This is a genomic window from Halomicrobium sp. IBSBa (genome assembly GCF_017612575.1).
Classification (GTDB): Archaea; Halobacteriota; Halobacteria; order Halobacteriales; family Haloarculaceae; genus Halomicrobium.
Window position 1 is genome coordinate 346,083 of the sequence record NZ_JADPQC010000001.1, and the last position, 18,186, is coordinate 364,268.

General features: G+C 66.1%; 15 protein-coding genes. 10 read left to right on the plus strand and 5 right to left on the minus strand.

The window, feature by feature from the left end:
- Complete coding sequence (locus IL252_RS01870) at positions 1 to 180, minus strand: HEWD family protein (RefSeq protein ID WP_015763698.1); 180 nt, start codon at positions 178 to 180, stop codon at positions 1 to 3.
- Between the two features lie 58 nt (positions 181 to 238).
- Positions 239 to 3,319, minus strand: a complete 3,081-nt coding sequence (locus IL252_RS01875; RefSeq protein ID WP_208626285.1) for an oligosaccharyl transferase, archaeosortase A system-associated — start codon at positions 3,317 to 3,319, stop codon at positions 239 to 241.
- A 202-nt stretch (positions 3,320 to 3,521) separates the two neighbouring features.
- Between IL252_RS01875 and aglG the strand changes: the two genes are divergently transcribed.
- The 3 genes from aglG to IL252_RS01890 all read left to right on the plus strand — a co-directional run bounded on the left by aglG (position 3,522) and on the right by IL252_RS01890 (position 7,125).
- Positions 3,522 to 4,454 carry a glucosyl-dolichyl phosphate glucuronosyltransferase gene (aglG, locus tag IL252_RS01880; protein WP_208626288.1) on the plus strand — a complete coding sequence of 311 codons (933 nt, stop codon included), beginning with the start codon at positions 3,522 to 3,524 and terminating at the stop codon, positions 4,452 to 4,454.
- Between the two features lie 2 nt (positions 4,455 to 4,456).
- Positions 4,457 to 5,623 carry a glycosyltransferase family 4 protein gene (locus IL252_RS01885; RefSeq protein WP_208626291.1) on the plus strand — a complete coding sequence of 389 codons (1,167 nt, stop codon included), beginning with the start codon at positions 4,457 to 4,459 and terminating at the stop codon, positions 5,621 to 5,623.
- An 80-nt stretch (positions 5,624 to 5,703) separates the two neighbouring features.
- A complete protein-coding gene (locus IL252_RS01890; RefSeq protein ID WP_208626293.1) occupies positions 5,704 to 7,125 on the plus strand; it encodes a sulfatase-like hydrolase/transferase in 1,422 nt (473 codons plus the stop codon).
- 19 nt (positions 7,126 to 7,144) lie between these two features.
- On the opposite strand, the gene IL252_RS01895 is transcribed toward IL252_RS01890, so the two are convergent.
- Positions 7,145 to 8,575: an oligosaccharide flippase family protein gene (locus IL252_RS01895; RefSeq protein WP_208626296.1), complete on the minus strand. Its 1,431-nt coding sequence runs from the start codon at positions 8,573 to 8,575 to the stop codon at positions 7,145 to 7,147.
- Here IL252_RS01895 and IL252_RS01900 point away from each other — a divergent pair.
- The 4 genes from IL252_RS01900 (at position 8,568) to IL252_RS01915 (ending at position 12,841) form a co-directional block, all read left to right on the plus strand.
- The gene (locus tag IL252_RS01900) at positions 8,568 to 9,896 is read left to right on the plus strand and encodes a glycosyltransferase (RefSeq protein WP_244256718.1); all 1,329 of its coding nucleotides are present in this window, start codon (positions 8,568 to 8,570) and stop codon (positions 9,894 to 9,896) included. The genes IL252_RS01895 and IL252_RS01900 overlap by 8 nt on opposite strands.
- A 119-nt stretch (positions 9,897 to 10,015) precedes the next feature.
- Positions 10,016 to 11,086, plus strand: a complete 1,071-nt coding sequence (locus tag IL252_RS01905) for a glycosyltransferase family 4 protein (RefSeq protein WP_208626299.1) — start codon at positions 10,016 to 10,018, stop codon at positions 11,084 to 11,086.
- Positions 11,087 to 11,176: 90 nt separating this feature from the next.
- Positions 11,177 to 12,019, plus strand: a complete 843-nt coding sequence (locus IL252_RS01910) for a hypothetical protein (protein WP_208626302.1) — start codon at positions 11,177 to 11,179, stop codon at positions 12,017 to 12,019.
- Positions 12,020 to 12,121: 102 nt separating this feature from the next.
- Positions 12,122 to 12,841, plus strand: a complete 720-nt coding sequence (locus IL252_RS01915; protein ID WP_153553809.1) for a metal-dependent hydrolase — start codon at positions 12,122 to 12,124, stop codon at positions 12,839 to 12,841.
- A 134-nt stretch (positions 12,842 to 12,975) separates the two neighbouring features.
- On the opposite strand, the gene IL252_RS01920 is transcribed toward IL252_RS01915, so the two are convergent.
- Positions 12,976 to 13,884 (minus strand): NAD(P)-dependent oxidoreductase, encoded by a 909-nt coding sequence (locus IL252_RS01920; protein ID WP_208626304.1) that lies wholly within the window; start codon positions 13,882 to 13,884, stop codon positions 12,976 to 12,978.
- An 82-nt stretch (positions 13,885 to 13,966) separates the two neighbouring features.
- Here IL252_RS01920 and IL252_RS01925 point away from each other — a divergent pair, with 82 nt between their 5' ends.
- Complete coding sequence (locus IL252_RS01925; protein ID WP_244256720.1) at positions 13,967 to 14,479, plus strand: HTH domain-containing protein; 513 nt, start codon at positions 13,967 to 13,969, stop codon at positions 14,477 to 14,479.
- Between the two features lie 250 nt (positions 14,480 to 14,729).
- Positions 14,730 to 15,725 carry a ribose 1,5-bisphosphate isomerase gene (locus IL252_RS01930; RefSeq protein ID WP_208626310.1) on the plus strand — a complete coding sequence of 332 codons (996 nt, stop codon included), beginning with the start codon at positions 14,730 to 14,732 and terminating at the stop codon, positions 15,723 to 15,725.
- A gap of 960 nt (positions 15,726 to 16,685) precedes the next feature.
- On the opposite strand, the gene IL252_RS01935 is transcribed toward IL252_RS01930, so the two are convergent.
- Positions 16,686 to 16,955: a hypothetical protein gene (locus tag IL252_RS01935; protein ID WP_208626313.1), complete on the minus strand. Its 270-nt coding sequence runs from the start codon at positions 16,953 to 16,955 to the stop codon at positions 16,686 to 16,688.
- A 353-nt stretch (positions 16,956 to 17,308) separates the two neighbouring features.
- On the opposite strand from IL252_RS01935, the gene IL252_RS01940 reads away from it, so the two are divergent.
- Positions 17,309 to 18,178 (plus strand): carbohydrate kinase family protein, encoded by an 870-nt coding sequence (locus IL252_RS01940; protein WP_208626315.1) that lies wholly within the window; start codon positions 17,309 to 17,311, stop codon positions 18,176 to 18,178.
- Positions 18,179 to 18,186: the final 8 nt, after the last annotated feature.

Below are 18,186 nucleotides of genomic sequence, written 5' to 3' on the forward strand. Positions count from 1 at the left end.
TCACTCGGCCAGCGGACTGTAGTTGCCGTTGATGTCCCACTCGTGGAGACAGAAGGGGTTGCCGGCCTCCTTTTGCTCGCCGTCGACCACGATCTGCCACGAGTCGGTCTCGTCGTCCCAGACGTCGTGACGACCGCAGCGTTCGCACGTCCGCTCCGAGGGCGGGACGAGTTTCGTCATACCGCGACAGTGGTGCCAGAGAATAATGAGCGTGCCGGTCCCGTCCGGTGGCTCCCGCTCAGTTGCCGCTCTCGGTCGCGGTGTCGGTCTCCGGTGTCGGCGTCGACGTCGTCGTCTCGTCGGTCGTCTCGGAGCCGTCGGTCTCGTCGGTCGTCTCTGAGCCACCGGTGTCGCTGGTCGAGTTCGTGGCGTCGGTCTCGTTCTCGGAAGGTCGGAGATCGACCTCCGTGCTGTTCATCTCGACTTCGGCCGACTCCTCGTCGACGCCCAGCACCTGCCCTTCCGAGACGTCGGTCGTCCCGCTCCACTGGGTGAGCGTGCCGTTGTCGACGCTACCGGCACGGAACTGGTAGCTGCTGTTGGCTCTGACCGAGACGTTCGTGTAGCCGTTGTCCGGTCCGAACTCGTCGTATCCGGTCGTCGAGTACGGGACGGTCATCGTGAACGTCCCGTCGTCGTTCGTTCGGGTCCGTTGGGTGTAGGTGAACGTCTCGTTGGAGGCGGGGTTGTACATCTCGACGGTCGCCTGCACGGTCGCGTTCTCGGGGCCGGTCCCTTCGACGGTCGCACCGGGAACGCGCTCGAAGAGCTTCAGCCACTGTGGGGCCGTGTCGTGGAAGACCTGCTGTTCGATGTCCTCCGGCAGACACGCGATCTGTCCCGGACCGGACTCTGCGACCCGGAGTGTCACGTCAGAGGTACACTCCGCGGTACTGTTGACAGGCTGGTAGCCCAGTCCCGAGGCCGCGGCGGACTGTAGCAGACCGCGGTTGTACTGACTGCTCGCCGTCGCGGACTGCTCGCTGGTTCCGACGAGTCGGTAGTGTTCCATCGCGGGGACGCGTTCGGACGGGAGCGCACCGATCCCGCCGACGCTCGACGTGGAGTCGTTGGCCGTGTACGCGCGTGCTTCTTCCACCGTCTGGGTCTGGAAGATGGCCCGCCGGCCGTCGACCTGTGCGACCTGTCGGCCCTGTAGCGTGCTCGGTTCCCAGTCGACGCCGATCGGTCGTGGCTCGACGGCGCTTCCGTGGTAGCGGTAGAGACGCACCACCGTGCTGTTGTAGTAGGCCTGTCGCTGGTGGACGAAGGTCGGTCCACGGAGCGACTGTGCGCGACCGGAGTAGACCGGGCTGTAGTAGTCCTGCTGGCTGACCTCCGACACGTCGTAGAAGTTCGGCGGCGCGAAGAACTTCCCGCCGACGTTGCCGTTGGTCTCGGCCATCTTCCAGTCGACGGCGACGTACCGGGTCTCGGCCTCGGAGTCGTTCTCGCTCACGTCGTCGAGCACGTCGTTGGCCTGGGTCTCGTTGGGGGCCAGCAGGAAGTTCGCGGCCTCGGTGGCACCCTGCTGGAACGGGTTGGCGGTCGGGATCCGCTGGCCCTGGGCGGTTATCCAGTGGCCGTAGTCCCACCACGAGAGGACGCCGTACTGTCCGTCCTCGTAGTCGAACTCGCCGACGTTCGGGAAGGTCCCGTAGTAGTCGAGTTCGTTCGCGGCTCCGCCGAGCGTTCCTTCGGCAGGCGTGTTGCCTTCCATCCAGTCGAGTCCGTCGGACCATCCTTCGATGCCCTGACCGGGGCTGTCGTATCGGTCGATGTTGGTCGGGGACGCGACCGCGACCATCGGTGCGACGACGAGGACGGCGATCGCGGCGACGGTGAGGACCTGGTACGCCTCGACGTTGATCCCGTCGCCGTCGACGATCGAACGGTCGCCGTCAGCGAGGTATCGGAGCACGGAACCGACCGCGTAGGCCGTCAGTCCGCCGATCGGCACTGCGAGGTAGTAGGCGAACCGTGCTTGCGTGATCGCGGCGGCCGTGACGAACGCCGCCCAGACCACGACGAGGAGCTGCTGGGGCTCGACCTTCGAGCCGATCAGGTTCCGCACGACGATGAGGGCACCGGCGGCGAGCGCGATGAACGTCGCGAAGCCGTGCATCTGGAACAGTGCGATCGCCGGCTGGCGCATCCGCGTGATCTCGCCGATCGTCCCGGCTGTCTCGGACGGCCCGATGCCCAGGACGCCGCCGAAGATCCGGACCAGGTTCCGGGCGAACAGATCGTATATGCCCGGTGTCGCGAGCTGTGCGAAGACGACACCGACGACGAGGACGCTCAGGATCGTCAGCGGATAGAACACCGTGTCGATGTCGTGGTCGTCCCAGAAGCGTGCCAGCCAGGCCATGAACACGCAGCCGGCGGCGACGCCGAACGCGAGCGTCGGGTGCAGCAGCGAGAAGACGCCGACCCTGAACTCGGCGGCGGTGATCGGGATGAACATCAGGACACCGGTCACGCCCAGTGCGACGGCACCGGCGATCGCCGTGTGCTCCGGGCTCTCGCCGCGGACGAACTCGATCGTCAGCTGGAAGAGCAGGTAGACGCCGACGATACCCAGCAGGAGGACGCCGAAGGGCCAGACCCACAGGTACAGCGTGATCGCGACCCCGGCCAGCGCGCTCCAGACGAGCGTGCTCCGGAGCCCCTCGAAGTCCCTGTCGAGGAACTGCTCGTAGACCGGCCGGTCCCGGCGGGCGACCGTCACGGCGACCATCACGCCGAGGACGCCCAGCGTCTGGAAGAGCACCTCCGCGATGTGGTGGTCCGAGAAGCCGACCATGCTCCGCTGGAGGATCGATCCCGCGGAGAGCGCGAACACGGCCAGTGCGACCACACCGCCGGCACGACCGCCGAGCCGACGGCCGATGACGTACGTGGGGAGCCCCGTCAGCAGCGCGAACACCGCCGGTGCGAACAGCACGACGAGCCGGACGGTGTTGTCGCTTGGCGATCCGAGCCCGACGATCAACGCGACGGTCGCGAGCAACTGGTCGAACAGGGTGCCGAACTGACCCACGTCGGTCCCGTGAGGGAAGTACGTCCAGGGGTCGAACGGCATCGTCTGTGGCCAGTTGCGGACGGTGTAGGCCGTCGAGCGGTAGTGATACCAGGCGTCGTTCCCGTTGAACAGCACTTCACCGTCGACGATGTAGTTGTCCCACGGTCGGACACGATTCCACAGTGTGAACCCGAGGAGGAGGGCGCCGAAAGCGAGGTGGTAGTACTGCTGCACCAAGTCGACGGCCCGCTCGAGTTCGTCGCTATCTTCGAGGCGGCCCCGCCTTTGACTCATTAGCGGAACGAATTGCCATCGCGCGCATAAGCCTTGTCATATGCGTACGACGGCGCGGCCGTGTCGCGTCGTCGTCCCTCTCGAAACCGCCGTCTGCCGTCCGCCAGCGACCGTTTTCGGAGACACGCTCGACGGCAGCTTCGTCGCCGATAGCCCGCTGGCAATGAAAACGCCTATGCGACGAGGCGGGACAGAACTCTGCATGCGCGTCTCGGTCGTGATCTGTCTGCACACGATGGACCGCTTCGATCACTTCGTCGAGGCGGTCGAGAGCGTGTTCGCTGGGACGTACGACGACGTGGAACTCGTGTTGGTCTCGGACGGGAGCGACGCGGTCTGTGGGGCCATCGAGGACCGCTTCGGCGACCGATCGGACGTACAGATCGTCTGCAACGAGGAAAATCGCGGGCTCGCAGTCAGTCGAAACCGTGGTCTCGACGCCGCAAGCGGAGACGTAGTCGCGTTTACCGACGACGACGTAATCGCCGACGAGCGGTGGCTCGAAGCGCTGGTCTCGGTGTACGAGGAGCGCGACGTGCCGGCGGTCGGGGGACGGCTCGTCCCGGAGTGGGTCGCCGACGAGCCCGTCTGTCTGCCCGCCGAGTTCTACTGGCTGATCGGGGTGACGCCGCCGACGTTCGGGCCGGCCGACGACGCCTCGGTCGGCGGCGAAGTACGCAACACCTACGGAGGCAACATGTCGTTCCGGCGGTCGGTCCTCGAAGAACTCGGCGGCTTCGAGCCCGAGATCGGCGGTCGAACTGGCGACAAGAACCTCCAGGGCGAGGAGACCGAGCTCTGTGCGCGACTCCAGGCCGAGTACGGCCGCGGGATGTACTACACGCCCGACGCGATTGTCGCCCACAAGATCTTCGACTACCGGACTGAACTCGGATGGCTCCTCGACAGGGCGTTCTGGCAGGGCTACTCCAAGCGCGGGCTCGAAGTGCTCGTGCCGGAGACCGACGGCACGGAGTCGGACTACCTCGCCACGTTGCTGTTCGTCGCGACGCCGCGACGGCTCCGCGGGCTCCGCACCGAGCCGTCGCTCGCAGCCGTCGTCCAGCTCGCGATGCTGTTCGTGTTCACCGGCGTCGTGGGGCTGGGCTATCTCTACGGGACGGTGAAGTGGTGACCATGTCCGAGGACAGTCTCCCCGGCGTCTGTGTCGTCACCCACCCGCTCGCGTCGGCCGGCGAGAACGCCACTCGGAGCTTGCTGGAGATCCTCGCCGCGGTGACGACGGTGTCGCTCGTCACTGCCGACCTGCCGGCCGACTCCGAGATCCGAGACCGCCACGAGCTGATCGAGCTCACGGAGCGAGGGGCCGGCCAGTCGAACGTCGCCGTCGCGGCCGCCCGATTCCTCCTGAATCAGCTCCGGATGTGCCGGGCGCTCGTCGGCAGAGACGAGGGGGTGGTGCTGTTCTACGGGGCGACCGCGTACCTCGCGCCGATCCTGTTCGCACGGCTGCTGGGCAAGCGCGTCCTCGTCGAGCCACGCGGCGACGTGCCCCTGACGCTCCGATTGCACTGGGAACAGTCGCTGCCGGCCGTCCTCGCGCGGACGCTCGCGGGACTGGTCCGGGCGCTGGAGCGGGCGGGCTTCGCGGCCGCACACGGCGTCGTCACGTACACGCCCGCGATGGCGACCCAGCTCGGTCTCGACCCACAGCGCCAGCGCGTCTATCCCGACGGCGCGCGGTTCGTTCACACCGATCGGTTCGACGTGGAGACGCCACACACGGAGCGCGAGCCGGTCGTGGGCTTTCTCGGCCGCCTCGACAAGGAGAAGGGAATCAGAACGCTCGCGAGCGTCGCACGATCGCTGCCGACAGATTACACGTTCCGGTTCGTCGGTGACGGCGGGCTGCGCCCCTGGCTCGAACGGGAACTCGCCGAGGAGATCGCCGACGGGCGCGTCGAAGTGACCGGGTGGGTCGACCACGACGACGTGCCCCGGCAGCTGAACGACCTCGCACTGCTGGTGTTGCCGTCGGACCCGACCGAGGGGCTCCCGACGACGATCCTCGAAGCGCTCGCCTGCGGGACGCCCGTGTACGCGACGCCGGTCTCCGGCGTGCCGGACGTGGTTCGAGACGGCGAGACCGGTTTCCACATCGCGGATCGCGACCCGGCGACGCTGCGTGACGGGATCGAGTCGATTCTCGGCCGAGACGACCTCGACGAGATCAGCGCCCGCGGACGGACGCTCGTCGAGGACGAGTACAGCTTCGAGGCAGCCTGCGAGCGGTACCGGGAGATCCTCCGGTCGGTCGTCGAGGATCGAGCAGACCGGGCCTAAGAGTCCGTCGAGACGGGGACAGTCCGGAACCGGTCGATCTATCCGAAAGGTACTTTGGACGCGTCGGAGTGAGTCCGACAATGACTGCCCCCAACGTCCTCCTGGTGATACTGGACAGCGTCAGAGCCAGAAACACCAGCCTGCACGGGTACGGGGACCGGACGACGCCGTTTCTCGACTCGTTCGCCGGAGAGGCCGAGTGGTACCGGCAGGCACGGGCTCCGAGCATCCACAGCGTCGCCAGCCACGCCAGCCTCTTTACCGGGCTCCACGTGGACCAGCACGGCGTCACGAAACACGAGTCGCGGCTGGCTCCCGACGCCACCGTCTGGTCGGACTTGTCCGAACGGGGCTACGAGACCGGCCTGTTCACGCCCAACGTCGTCGTCACGGAGTCGTCGAACCTCGCGGAGCCGTTCGACACCGTCGACGGCCCGCGGCGAGATCCGAAACACCGCTACTTCGAGGACGCGCTCTCGCCGACGGACGTGGAGGGCCACCAGACGAACGTTGAGTACCTGCGGCGGTGTGTCGCCAGCGGCAAGCCGCTCCGGTCGGCGTTCAACGGCCTGTACTTCCTCTCCAGCAACAAGGAAGCGTACGATCCCGAGCGGGAGGCGGGCACCGAGTACGTCGAGAGCTTCCTGCAGTGGTCGGACGAGCGAGACGGCCCGTGGGCTGCCTGCCTGAACTTCATGGACGCCCACTTCCCGTACGAACCCGTCCAGGAATTCCGGTCGGCGGGCACGGAAGAACTGCTGGACGTACACGACTCGCTGTCGTCGCCGATCTCGAAGGACGTCGCCGCGTCCGAGGAGTGGTGGAAGCTCCGGGCGATCGAAGCCCTCTACGACGACTGTATCCGGCAGGCCGACGACGCCGTGGCGACGCTGGTCGACGCGCTGCGAGAGCGCGGTGTCCTCGACGACACGCTCCTGGTCGTCACCAGCGACCACGGCGACGGCTTCGGCGAGTGGAGCCGCGTCGATCCGCGGGTCCGTGCCGCCTACCACAGCTGGAGCGTCCACGAGGTGCTGACCCACGTGCCGCTCCTCGTGCGCCGTCCCGGCGGCGAGCACGGAGGGGCGAACGACTCGCTGGCCAGCCTCATCCGCTTCCCGGCCGTCGTCGAAGCGACGCTCGACGGCGAGACTGGGAGTTTCGCCGTCGACGACCGCGCGTTCGCCTCGACCCACCGGCTCGAACGCCCGGCAGTCATGCTACCGGACGACTGTGAAGATCCCGAGCGGTACGGCGGACCGTGGCGCGCGGTCTACGAGCAGGACGACGACGGCGTGTACAAGTACGGGACCCACGATTCGGCGTCGGCGACGATCCGCGTCGGAGACGCACAGGTGTCCGACCGCGTCTCCGACGACGACGGCGGCGTCGTGGCGGAGTCGTACGGCGAGCTGGAGGGAGCCGACGTGAGCGAGGGCGAGTCGGAGTCGCTGGAGGACTCAGTCGAAGACCAGCTAGAGAGTCTCGGTTACATTCGATAGACTGCGAGCGGAGTCCAGCTCAGAGCCCGATTGCGGGCGTGTTCTCGCGGACGACCGTCCTGAACTCCCCCGACAGCGCCCAGAGAAAGGCGAAGTACGCCAGCGCACCCACCACGACCAGCAGCGCCGCTGTCGCGGTGGGATCGACCAGCGGAAAGACCGGTTGGGCGACCCGTTCGACGGTCGCGACGACGACGCCCATCCCGGCGGCGGCGACCACCTGCGTCCCGATCCGTTCGACCGGGAGCGAGACCGAGACGTGGCTCCGCAGGACGAAGTAGCCGACGACGAAGCTCAGGACGACCGACGTGGCAGTCGCGATCGCCGCTCCGAGGATTCGGTACTGCCAGATCAGCGCGAAGTTGAGGACGACGTTCGACACGACGAGGACGGCGTTGACCTTGAACGCCTCGCCGGGCCGGTCGATGCCGCTGAGCGCGTTGACGATCTGGCTCTGGTAGCCGTAGACGAGGACGGCGACGATGAGCAACCACAGCACCTCGGTCCCCCTGAGGAACTCCGAGCCGTAGATCCGCAGGAGGCGCTCGCTCAACAGGACCCCGCCGACCAGTCCCGGAATCGTGAACAGGCCCGCGTAGGCGAACGAGTCCTCGATCAACGACGACACCCGCTCGAAGCTGTCCTCGGCCGAGAGCTTGCTCAGCTCCGGGAACAGCGCCGAGCTGATGGCGTTGCTGAAGATGATGAGGAAGTTCGCGAGGCTCCACGTGATCGCGTAGACCCCCACGAGCTCGTCGGAGACGAAGACACCGAGGACCAGTACGTCCGCCTGGTTGAACGTCTTGCCCCGGATGCGCCCCAGCCAGGCGTATCTCGCGTACTCGTAGAGGCTCTCGAAGTGTGCCCGCGTCGGCAGTCGGTACGGACGGCCGACGAAGTACAGCCCGACGACGACGATGACGAGGCTCCCGGCCGCGTAGCCGTAGACGAGCGCGGCCAGCCCGAACGACAGCAGGATACCGCCGACCTGCAGGGCGGTCCGGACGATCTGTCGGACCGGCCGCAGCGACGACGCGACGTGGACCAGGTGGACGCCGTTCAGCATCGAGTCGACGTACGAACTCGCCACGCCGACGAGCAGCAAGACCACGACGAACTCGACCCGGCGGATGTCGAACAGCTGCTGAACCAGCCCCTCGCCGAGAAAGAGGACGACGACGATCGAGCCCGTCAGCGCCGCCATACAGAGCCCGCCAGCGACCTTGTAGGCACCCCTGTCTTCGCCTTCGCTCAGCCGTTTAGCGATCGCGCTCTCGAATCCCAGTGTCCCCACGAGGGCCAGCCACGCGACGATCGAGAGCAACAGGTAGTACCGACCCAGCACGTCCGCGCCCAGCAGCCGGGCGAACACGATGGTCCCGACGAACCCCGCGCCCGAAGCGAGAAACTTGGAGACGAACGTGACGAACGAGGTCTGGCCGATGCGCATCCCTATCGAGTCGAACGTCGGCCAGCAGTGGTTTATATTGGACGGTTCGCTGGCCGTCGGCCGGCGTCCGAACCGTTCGACGGCGGTGTCGCGCCGGCCGACCACCGCCGTCTATATCTGTGGCCGGAATATCCCCTCGGACATGGCGCGCGTCCTCATCGCCCCGGCGGACACCCGTCTCTCGAATCTGCGGTACGGCAAGAGCTACAACGTGTTGAACAACATGACCGCAGACGACGTGACGATCGACGCGCTGGTCGGGAAAGAGGAGACGGCGATCGATGCCCAGAACGTTCACGTTCGCGAGCTGGGGACGCAAAACAGGCTGCAGTACTACGGCCGGTCGTTCCGGACGGCCGCCCGCGAGATCCGGGCCGGATCTGTCGACATCTACCACCACATGAACCTGAGCTACCGGTGGTTCAACCCCGTGTTGCTCGCCGGGATCGCCGCCGACACGCCGACCGTCCTCGGCCCGTGCCAGACCGGCCACGCGATCATGGCCGAGGAGTTCAACAACATGCTCTCACAGGCGGTCGGGTACGAACTCCCACTGCCGGTCAGTAACGCGGTCTACTACCCGATGAACGCCGTCCGCGACGTGACGATCGACCCCGTCCGGATGTCGCTGTTCCGGCGGACCCTCGAAGCCGCCGACCGGATTACCGTCGTCCACGAGGAGGCGCGCGAGGCGTACGCGCGACACGTCGACGAGTCGAAGATCGACGTGATTCCCCTCGGCGTCGACGCGGAGCTGTTCGAGTTCACGGAGCGCCAGGACACGCAGACACTGGTCGCGATCGGACGACTGGAGCAGAGAAAGGGGTACGACGTGCTCCTCGACGCGCTCGCGAACGTCGTCGAAGCGTTCCCGAACGTCCACCTCGACGTGTTCGGCGAGGGACCCGAAGAGCAGGCGCTTCGCGAACAGGCGGCCAGCCTCGGCGTCGCGGACAACGTCACCTTCCACGGGTACGTCGACCAGTCGGTGGTTCGGGACCACCTCGCGCGGGCCCGAGCGTTCGTCCACCCGTCGCGTTCCGAGAGCTTCTCGCTGGTCCGACTGGAAGCGATGGCGGTCGGCTGTCCGGTCGTCGTCACCGACACCTCTGGCGCACACGAGATGGTCCGAGACGGTAAAGAGGGGTTCGTCGTCCCGACGGAGGCCGCCGAGCCGATCGCCGACGCGCTGCTGGAACTGCTCTCCGACTTCGAGCTGACGCGGGCGATGGGAGCGCGCGCTCGTGAACGCGTCGAACGAAAGTACGACTGGCGAGCGATCGGACAGCAGTACGTCGACCTGTACAGATCGCTCCTGTAGCGCGTCACTGGCGGTCGGTCGAAACCCGACCGCTTAAATGGAACTGCCGACACCTTCCGGTACTCGACCGGGCGACCCGCGTCGCCCACTGAGGCCGTGACGACCACGGAGATCCAGTGATGAACGTCGCAATAACTGTCAAGGAGTTTCCCCCCGACATCATCGGCGGGACCGAGACCCAGACGCGCCGGATGGCCCGCGCGCTCGCCGAGGCCGGACACGACGTGACCGTCTACACGAAGGCCTACGGCCGCGAGACGGAGGTCGACGAGCCCTACGAGATCGTCCGGGTCCCCAACTATCGGCGGTCGTCGTTTCTGAGTACGCTGACGTACCTGCTCGCGCTGACGGCGTTGCTCGTCAGGGACCGAAGCGAGATCGACGTGTTGCAGTGCATGATGATCTACCCCAACGGGTTCGTCGGTACGGTCGTCCACTATCTGACGGGCGTTCCCTACTTCGCGTGGATCCGGGGCGGGGACTACTACTTCATGAAGGCCAATCCGGTCAAACGGTGGCTGATACGGACCGTGCTGTGGGACACGACCGTCCTGGTCCAGTCGGCGGCTGTGAAAGCGGACGTGACCGCGGAGTTCGATCCGACGGACGTGCGCGTCCTCGGCAACGGCGTCGACGTACCGGCGGAGACGGCGTCTGGCGACGAGATCGTGTTCGTCGGGCGGCTGGAAGAACAGAAGGGTGTGGCCGTCCTGCTGCGCGCACTGGCCGGGAGTGAGGCGGCCGCCGCCGTCACCATCGTCGGGGACGGCTCTCGGCGGTCGGAACTGGAAGCGCTGGCCGACGAGCTGGGCGTCGACGCGACGTTCGTCGGCGAGGTCGCGCCCGAGGCCGTCGGGGAGTATCTGGGACGCGGCAGGCTCTTCGTGTTGCCGTCGGTCCGCGGCGAAGGGCTCCCCAACGCCGTGCTGGAGGCGATGGCGGCCGGCCTCCCGGTCGTCGCCACCGATACCGGCGGCGTCGCAGACGCGATCGTGGACGGCGAGACGGGCTACGTCGTCGAGCCGGGGGACGAACAACGGCTGCGTGACCGCATCGAGACGATCTACGCCAACGAGCAGCGTGCCCGCGAGATGGGCGAGCGGGCCCGCGAGTACGTGATCGAGACCTACTCGTGGGACGCGATCGTCGGACGCCTCGAAGCGCTGTACGAGGAGTGTACCGACCGCTGAAGATCGCTGCCCTGACGAGATCCTCCGGGCGGGACAGATCGACCGTTCCGACCGTTTTATACGAGTGCCTCCGGCAACTCCGGACACGAGATGAAAGAGCCGTTCCCCTACAGAGCCAGGAAGTACCTCTGTCAGCAGGTGACCGGCCGCCGGGGCGGCTCACAGCACCGTCGACTGGAGGCCACCGACTGGGACATCCTCCTCGTGCTCGACGCCTGTCGAGCGGACGCGCTCCGAGAAGTCGCCCACTGGCCGATCGAGACGGTCACCTCGCCAGCGAGCTGTACGCCCGAGTGGCTCGGGGAGTGCGTCTCCTCGGGCGTGCTCGACGCGGCGACCGTCGTCTCCGGGAACGCACAGTACGCGAAGGTGACGGACGAACTCGGAGCGACGGTCGAGCGGTACTGGGAGCGCCACTGGAACGACGAGCTCTCGACGGTGCTGCCCGAGCCGATCCTCGACCGGGTGACAGAGATCGCCGACGCCGAGACGGGGCCGGCGGTCGGACACCTCCAGCAGCCACACTGGCCCTACGTCGCGAAGCTCGACGGTTCGTGGCGACTGGCCTACGACGACCTCGGTCCGTGGGCGGACAGCGACGGCGAGATCGACTCGCTGCAAGTCGCGATGGCGCGGGGTCACGTCGACGTCGAGGCGGCCAGTGACGCCTACAGCGCCGCCGTCTGGAGCGTCTGGGACGCCATCGTACCGTACCTCCGCGAGTGGCTCGACGCCGGCTACACGACCGTGGTGACCGCCGACCACGGCGAGATCTTCGGCCGGGCGCGAGAACTGCGCCTGTACGAGCACCCCTGTGGCTGTCACGTCGACCCGCTCGTCGAGGTGCCGTGGGTCGAGTTCCGGCCGCAGACGGCGACCGACGCCGCCGAGTCCGTCGAGGGGCGTCTGAAGGCGCTGGGTTACGCAGAGTGAGGCTGTGGCTGTCAGTTCGTGCGTCGTCGCCACCGGGACACGGGGCCGTGTGGCGGCGCTGCTATACGCTTAAGTGACAGCCGGCAGTACAGCCACGTGACCATGGAGATCACCTGGCACGGCCACTCGACGTTCCACGTAACGGTCGACAACACAGCACTCCTCGTCGATCCGTTCTTCGACAACCCGAAGACGGACCTGGAGCCCGGAGCGGTCGACGCCGACTACGTCCTGTTGACCCACGGTCACATGGACCACATCGCAGACGTGGGGGCGTTCCCCGACGCGACCGTAGTCGGACTGCCAGAGGTCGTCGGCTACTGTGCGGACAACTACGACGTCTCGGACACGATCGGAGCGAACCTCGGGGGCACCGTCGAACTCGACGACGCGTTCGTCACCTTCCACCGCGCCGACCACACGAACGGCATGGAGACCACCTACGAGTCGACCGGCGGTGGGATGCCGGCCGGCTTCGTCATCTCCGACACGAAGCCGACGCAGGTGTCTGATGCCGAGTCGTCGACGTTCTACCACGCCGGTGACACGGGGCTGATGACCGAGATGCGAGAGGTGATCGGTCCGTACCTCGAACCCGACGTGGCCGCGGTCCCGATCGGCGATCACTTCACGATGGGACCGATGCAGGCCGCGATCGCCGTCGACTGGCTGGACGTGGACGTGGCGTTGCCGATGCACTACGACACTTTCCCGCCGATCGAAGTCGATCCCGAGGCGTTCCGGCGTGAAGTCACGGCCACCGGGAGCTCCGCAGAAGTGCGGATTCTGGAGGGCGACGAGTCGATCACTGTCGCCGAGTGACGACGCCACACCCGATTTTTCGCTGCTCGCCGGGACAGACCGCCAGCGTGGCGTTTCATATGCCGGCTGTACGTCTGTGAAGTATTTCGCGACCCCGTGTCGCGAATATCTCGAAACAGTGACAGCCGGAAGTGTCAGTCGTCAGACCGATTGTCCGACGCGAGCGAGACGCCGGTCTGTTCGGCGAGGGGCTCGACGACGGCAGCCATATCTCGCTCGCCGAGGCCGGCCGCTCGGGCACCGCTGAACAGTTCGCGGGCCGCTGCGGTGAGTTGCATCGGGACGCGGGCGTCGCCCGCCGCCTCCAGCGCCAGGTCCAGGTCCTTGAACTGGTAGTCGACGGGGAACCGCGAGTCGTAGTCGTCCGTGCGGATCTGTTGGCCCTTCGCCGAGAACAGCGGCGAGTCGAGCGCGCCGTTCTCGACGACTTCGAGCATGTCCTCGATTTCGAGCTCCTGGTTCGCGCCGAAGGTCAGCGCCTCGGCGAACGCGCCCATGGCGGTGCCCAACAGGAGATTGACGAACAGTTTCATGCTGGTCCCCTGTCCGACCCCGCCACACCGGACGACGGGGTCACACATGGCCGACAGCACCGGTTCGACGTCGTCGATCACGTCGTCGTCGCCACCGACGAGCCCGACGAGTGTCCCCTCGCGGGCCGGCCCGACCGTCCCCGAGACGGGGCAGTCGAGAAAGCGGCCGCCGTGCTCGCGGACGGCCTCGGCGGCCGCCAGCGTCTCGTCGCGACCGATCGTGCTCATCTGGACGACCGTCGTCGTCTCGTCGAGCCCCGCCAGAATACCGAACTCGCGTTCGAGGACCTCGCCGACGGCGGTGCCGTCGGTGACGATCAGACAGACCACGTCGACGCGTTCGGTGAGGTGTTTCGGCGAGTCGGCGACGCTGACGCCCGCCTCGGCGAAGGGGCGCTCTCGCTCGGTCGTCCGGTTGTACACGGTGAGGTCGACCCCCGCGTCGTCGAGGTTCCAGGCCATCGGCGCACCCATCGCACCGAGGCCGACGAAACCGACAGATCGTGCCATGCCACCGGGTTCGGCCGCCGGGGACTTCAAAACAGGGCCGGGAAAGAGTTTTGAGCCCCGCGCGAGCATGTCAACTCGAATGATGGATCAGAACCACGACCAGCAGCTGCGGGCGGAGCTGTATCTGCGGGGGGACACCTACGGGACCTACGACGCCCAGCGAGACGTGTTAGAGCGGGTCCGCGAACTCGAAACCGAAGACGTGCTCGACGAGTCGACCGTCGCCGACGAGTGGCAGCGCATCCGGACCCTGAACGAGGATCGCCGCGACGGCGCACTGGCCACCTACGACGAGTTCGCGGCCTGGGCGCAGCGAAACGACTACGCGCTAGAGCCCGCGTTCGAACGACGGGCCCGGTCGTACGTCGGTCTCAGTCGGATCGACGACGTCGTCGTCTTCCCGGTCGTCTCGCTGGCGATCTACGAACGCGACCGGCTCCAGGCGGTCTTCCCGTGCTCGGACGGCGAGCGAAACTACCGCGTCCAGGACTGTCTGGACGCGTTCGAGCGCGGCGACGAGGGGTGGCTCACGCAGTTCGACACGGTGACCGTCGACCGCACCGCGCCGCGGCTCGAACCGGGACTGGACGCCTGATCGACGGGAGCCACTGATACGGATTATTGTAGATCTTTACCGGATTGACCGCACACCGTGGTGCAGTCGACCGGGAAAACGGCTACAATAATCCGTATGAAACGCAGTACACATCGATCGCACTGCCGTCGTGCGAGCAGTGTGTGAACGGTCTCGATTGGGACCAGAGCACTCGCCGTCGGTTCGTCCCGTGTGACCGCACGGCCGCGAGCGCCACCGTGCTTATTGGAACCGATAGCCAAGGCCACGTATGGACGAGCCACCGCTGCATCCCCGCGTCGAGACCGTGGCCGAGGAGATCGAGACCATGGAGACCCGCGGGGCGGCGACGATCGCCGACGCGGCGGCGTCGGCACTGGTCACACAGGCCGAGGAGAGCCAGGCCGAGACCCCGGCAGCGTTTCGCGAGGAGATCAGAGCGGCGGCCCGCACCCTGCTGGATACGCGACCGACCGCCGTGAGCCTGCCCAACGCCCTGCGGTACGTGCTCCGGCGGATGGACGGCGAGAGCGTCGCCGCGCTGCGAGCGTCCGTCGAGCGGGCCGGATCGTCGTTTCGCGACCAGCTCGACCGCGCGCAGGACGACCTCGGCGAGATCGGCGCGAACCGCCTGCGAGACGGCGACCGGGTGATGACCCACTGCCACTCGACGGACGCCGTCGCCTGCATCCAGCGCGCGGTCCAGCAGGGCAAAGACGTGAGCGCGGTCGTCAAGGAGACCCGACCGCGCAAGCAGGGCCACATCACCGCCCGCGAACTCCGCGCGATGGACGTGCCCGTGACTCTGATCGTCGACAGCGCCGCCCGCCGCTATCTCGGCGACGTGGACCACGTCCTCGTGGGGGCCGACGCGATCGCCGCCGACGGCAGCGTCGTCAACAAGATCGGCACGTCCGGGCTGGCGGTCAACGCCCGCGAGCGCGGGACGCCGGTGATGGTCGCCGCCCAGACGATCAAGCTCCACCCGGACACGATGACCGGCCACACCGTCGACATCGAGATGCGCGACGAGTCGGAGGTGATCGCTCCCGAAGACCGTGCGGAGATCGGCGAGATCACGGTCGCAAATCCCGCCTTCGACGTGACGCCGCCCCGCCACGTCGACGCCATCGTCACCGAGCGCGGCCAGTTCCCACCCGAGAGCGTCGTCACGCTGATGCGCGAACTGTTCGGCGAGGGGACCCACGAGCCGTGGCTGGAACCGACAACACGGGAAGCCAACCGCCGACCCGAGGACGACGCCTAGGCGACTGGAGTCCGGGGCTGGCTGGCTCTCGGATGGACACCGGGTCGAGAGGTCGCACCTACCGAGGGGTCACGGAACGGCCCCGTCTCTCACCGTCTCGATGCGCTCGATCGGGGGGTAGAGATGAAGCCGTTACCGAACCGGCTATCGACTTGTCCGAAATATGCTAAGAGTGTCCTGCTGAATATAGAGGCTCTATGCAGCACTTATCCACCTTGATTTCACGACAATTCAGGAAAGCTCCCGTTAGCAGATTTGCAACTAACAAGTTAAGAAAATATTAAATTAATGTATGTGGAGAAGGTATGTTTCTTGCAATTAATAGCGAATCCAATTCTGAGCCCAACAAACATAATCTGAAACCAATTTGATTATTGGAAAACTATTAGTGGGTACCATATGTTATTGGTTCTGTATCATGGGGCTAATTACAAGTTCCAAATGCGATGTGTGTGGCAACAAACTGAAAGATGCGAAGCACTTCCACTGTAGTAACTGTGGAATTGAATTACACTTGGAATGTGCAAAAAGTAAAGGATGGATGAGGGAAGGCGCTACCTCCTCGGGTGGTATTCTTAGTTCTGGTGGGACTCAATTTCACTGGGACTGTCCAAACTGTCCACATACTGCGACGAAAAAAGTATAGTACATTACTCGGGCAGATCAACCCGTATATATTTTCGTAGCATCCGATTCTGTCAGAGGTTTCTCTGGTACCGGTAGATCGAGGGCCTTGGGCGCATAGAGTTTGCCACCGACCAGAGTACTGTATATGCGCCATGTATTCAGCAAACCAGCGAAGACAGTATCGACCGGTGACAGAATCTCAAACGGTCAGTTCGCACATGCACGGTGCAGCGATTCCACAGCTACTGGGGTAGCAAGCAACCATCATATGGAATGTTCGACAAAATGCCGAATTACCGACGTGCTATCGTCTCGCGTTTTCTTTTTCGGCGTTCAAATTATGTGTAGGAGTATTTGCAGCGATGTCAGGACGACCGCTGCAACGAGCGAGACGACGATGACGTAGATTCCGGCACTGTAGTTACTGAACGGCGGATTCCGGGTAGATTGAAACAACACGACAACTCCAGTAACGATGATCAGTACGTCGACGCCGACTTCGGGTGCCGATGCGGTGCCCCCGACGAAAACCCCGTTGATGGCTCTCAGTGTGCCTGTCAGGGTAAAGAGAACGCCGATCAGCTTGGAGGGTGGAACGCTCACAACGAACCACTCGTGCCCGGGTGAAATAATCTCTTGTCATCTGAGCATCTGCTTCCCGAATCGCCGACTTGCGACTGTCCTGCGGCCGGTGAGATGTAGACAGCGACGCCACGCGGGTGGTCCGGTGGTGGCCGTCGCCGGTGGGTGATACGACCGGCTGTACATCTGTGACCGATTTCGCCACCCCGGGGTGGCGAAGCTCTTCACGAAGTGACAGCCGGCAGTATGAGACGCGCTCCGGGCTGGCGAAGTGCCACGGGGACGGACAGCCGGCGGTGTGAGCGGTCGCGGGGACCGCCAGCGCGGGACCGTTCCCCCGAGGTACTTATTCATGCCCGACGGACGGTGTCGTAATGTCGCGCGTGCTCTGTGCCGGCCACGTCAACTGGGACGTAACGCTGCAGGTCGATGGGCTCCCCGAGCCGGACGGCGAGGCCCGGATCGTCGACCAGTGTCAGTCCGGGGGCGGCAGCGCGTCGAACGTCGCGGTCCTGCTGGCGGGGCTCGACGTGGAGACGACGCTGCTGGGGAGCGTCGGCGCGGACGAACACGGCTGGCTCGCGGCGCGCGAACTCGATCGGGCGGGCGTCGAGACGGTGCTGGTCGAGGCCGACGACGCGACCGCGGTGAAGTACCTCGTCGTCGAGGAGGACGGCGAGGTGATGGTGCTTGGCAACGACGGCGCGAACGAGGCGTTCACGGCCGACGACCTCGAACGGGGGACCCTCGACGCGAGCGATCGGCTCCACCTGACCAGCCAGCGGCCGGCGACCGCCGTCGCGCTCGCACAGCGGGCGGCCGAGGCGGGCTGTGCGGTGAGCTTCGATCCCGGACGGCGACTGGCCGAGCGCGAGTACGAGCCGGTGCTGGCCGAGGTCGACCTCGTCTTTCTCAATCAGCGCGAGGCGGACATCGCCGCCGACGCCGGGTTGCTGTCCGGCGTCGACCGCGTCGTGGTCAAGCACGGCGCAGGCGGGGCCGAGGTCCGGACCGACGACGAGACGATCAGCCACCCCGGATTCGCCGTCGATCCGGTCGACACGACGGGCGCTGGCGACGCGTTCGCCGCGGGGTTTCTCGCCGCCAGCCAGTCCGGTAGCGACGAGTACGCGCTGGCGGTGGGCAACGCCTGTGGCGCACTGGCCGCCAGAACCACCGGGGCCAGGCTCCACGCGGAGTGGCGCGACGTGGAGGCGCTGCTCGACATCGGGCCGGAGGAGTGATACGACCG

What these genes read in the sequence shown, in the direction of transcription:
- IL252_RS01870 (WP_015763698.1), bottom strand. Translation starts at nt 180, where the DNA reads ATGACGAAACTCGTCCCGCCCTCGGAGCGGACGTGCGAACGCTGCGGT.
- IL252_RS01875 (WP_208626285.1), bottom strand. Translation starts at nt 3,319, where the DNA reads ATGAGTCAAAGGCGGGGCCGCCTCGAAGATAGCGACGAACTCGAGCGG.
- aglG (WP_208626288.1), top strand. Translation starts at nt 3,522, where the DNA reads ATGCGCGTCTCGGTCGTGATCTGTCTGCACACGATGGACCGCTTCGAT.
- IL252_RS01885 (WP_208626291.1), top strand. Translation starts at nt 4,457, where the DNA reads ATGTCCGAGGACAGTCTCCCCGGCGTCTGTGTCGTCACCCACCCGCTC.
- IL252_RS01890 (WP_208626293.1), top strand. Translation starts at nt 5,704, where the DNA reads ATGACTGCCCCCAACGTCCTCCTGGTGATACTGGACAGCGTCAGAGCC.
- IL252_RS01900 (WP_244256718.1), top strand. Translation starts at nt 8,568, where the DNA reads ATGCGCATCCCTATCGAGTCGAACGTCGGCCAGCAGTGGTTTATATTG.
- IL252_RS01895 (WP_208626296.1), bottom strand. Translation starts at nt 8,575, where the DNA reads ATGCGCATCGGCCAGACCTCGTTCGTCACGTTCGTCTCCAAGTTTCTC.
- IL252_RS01905 (WP_208626299.1), top strand. Translation starts at nt 10,016, where the DNA reads ATGAACGTCGCAATAACTGTCAAGGAGTTTCCCCCCGACATCATCGGC.
- IL252_RS01910 (WP_208626302.1), top strand. Translation starts at nt 11,177, where the DNA reads ATGAAAGAGCCGTTCCCCTACAGAGCCAGGAAGTACCTCTGTCAGCAG.
- IL252_RS01915 (WP_153553809.1), top strand. Translation starts at nt 12,122, where the DNA reads ATGGAGATCACCTGGCACGGCCACTCGACGTTCCACGTAACGGTCGAC.
- IL252_RS01920 (WP_208626304.1), bottom strand. Translation starts at nt 13,884, where the DNA reads ATGGCACGATCTGTCGGTTTCGTCGGCCTCGGTGCGATGGGTGCGCCG.
- IL252_RS01925 (WP_244256720.1), top strand. Translation starts at nt 13,967, where the DNA reads ATGGATCAGAACCACGACCAGCAGCTGCGGGCGGAGCTGTATCTGCGG.
- IL252_RS01930 (WP_208626310.1), top strand. Translation starts at nt 14,730, where the DNA reads ATGGACGAGCCACCGCTGCATCCCCGCGTCGAGACCGTGGCCGAGGAG.
- IL252_RS01940 (WP_208626315.1), top strand. Translation starts at nt 17,309, where the DNA reads ATGTCGCGCGTGCTCTGTGCCGGCCACGTCAACTGGGACGTAACGCTG.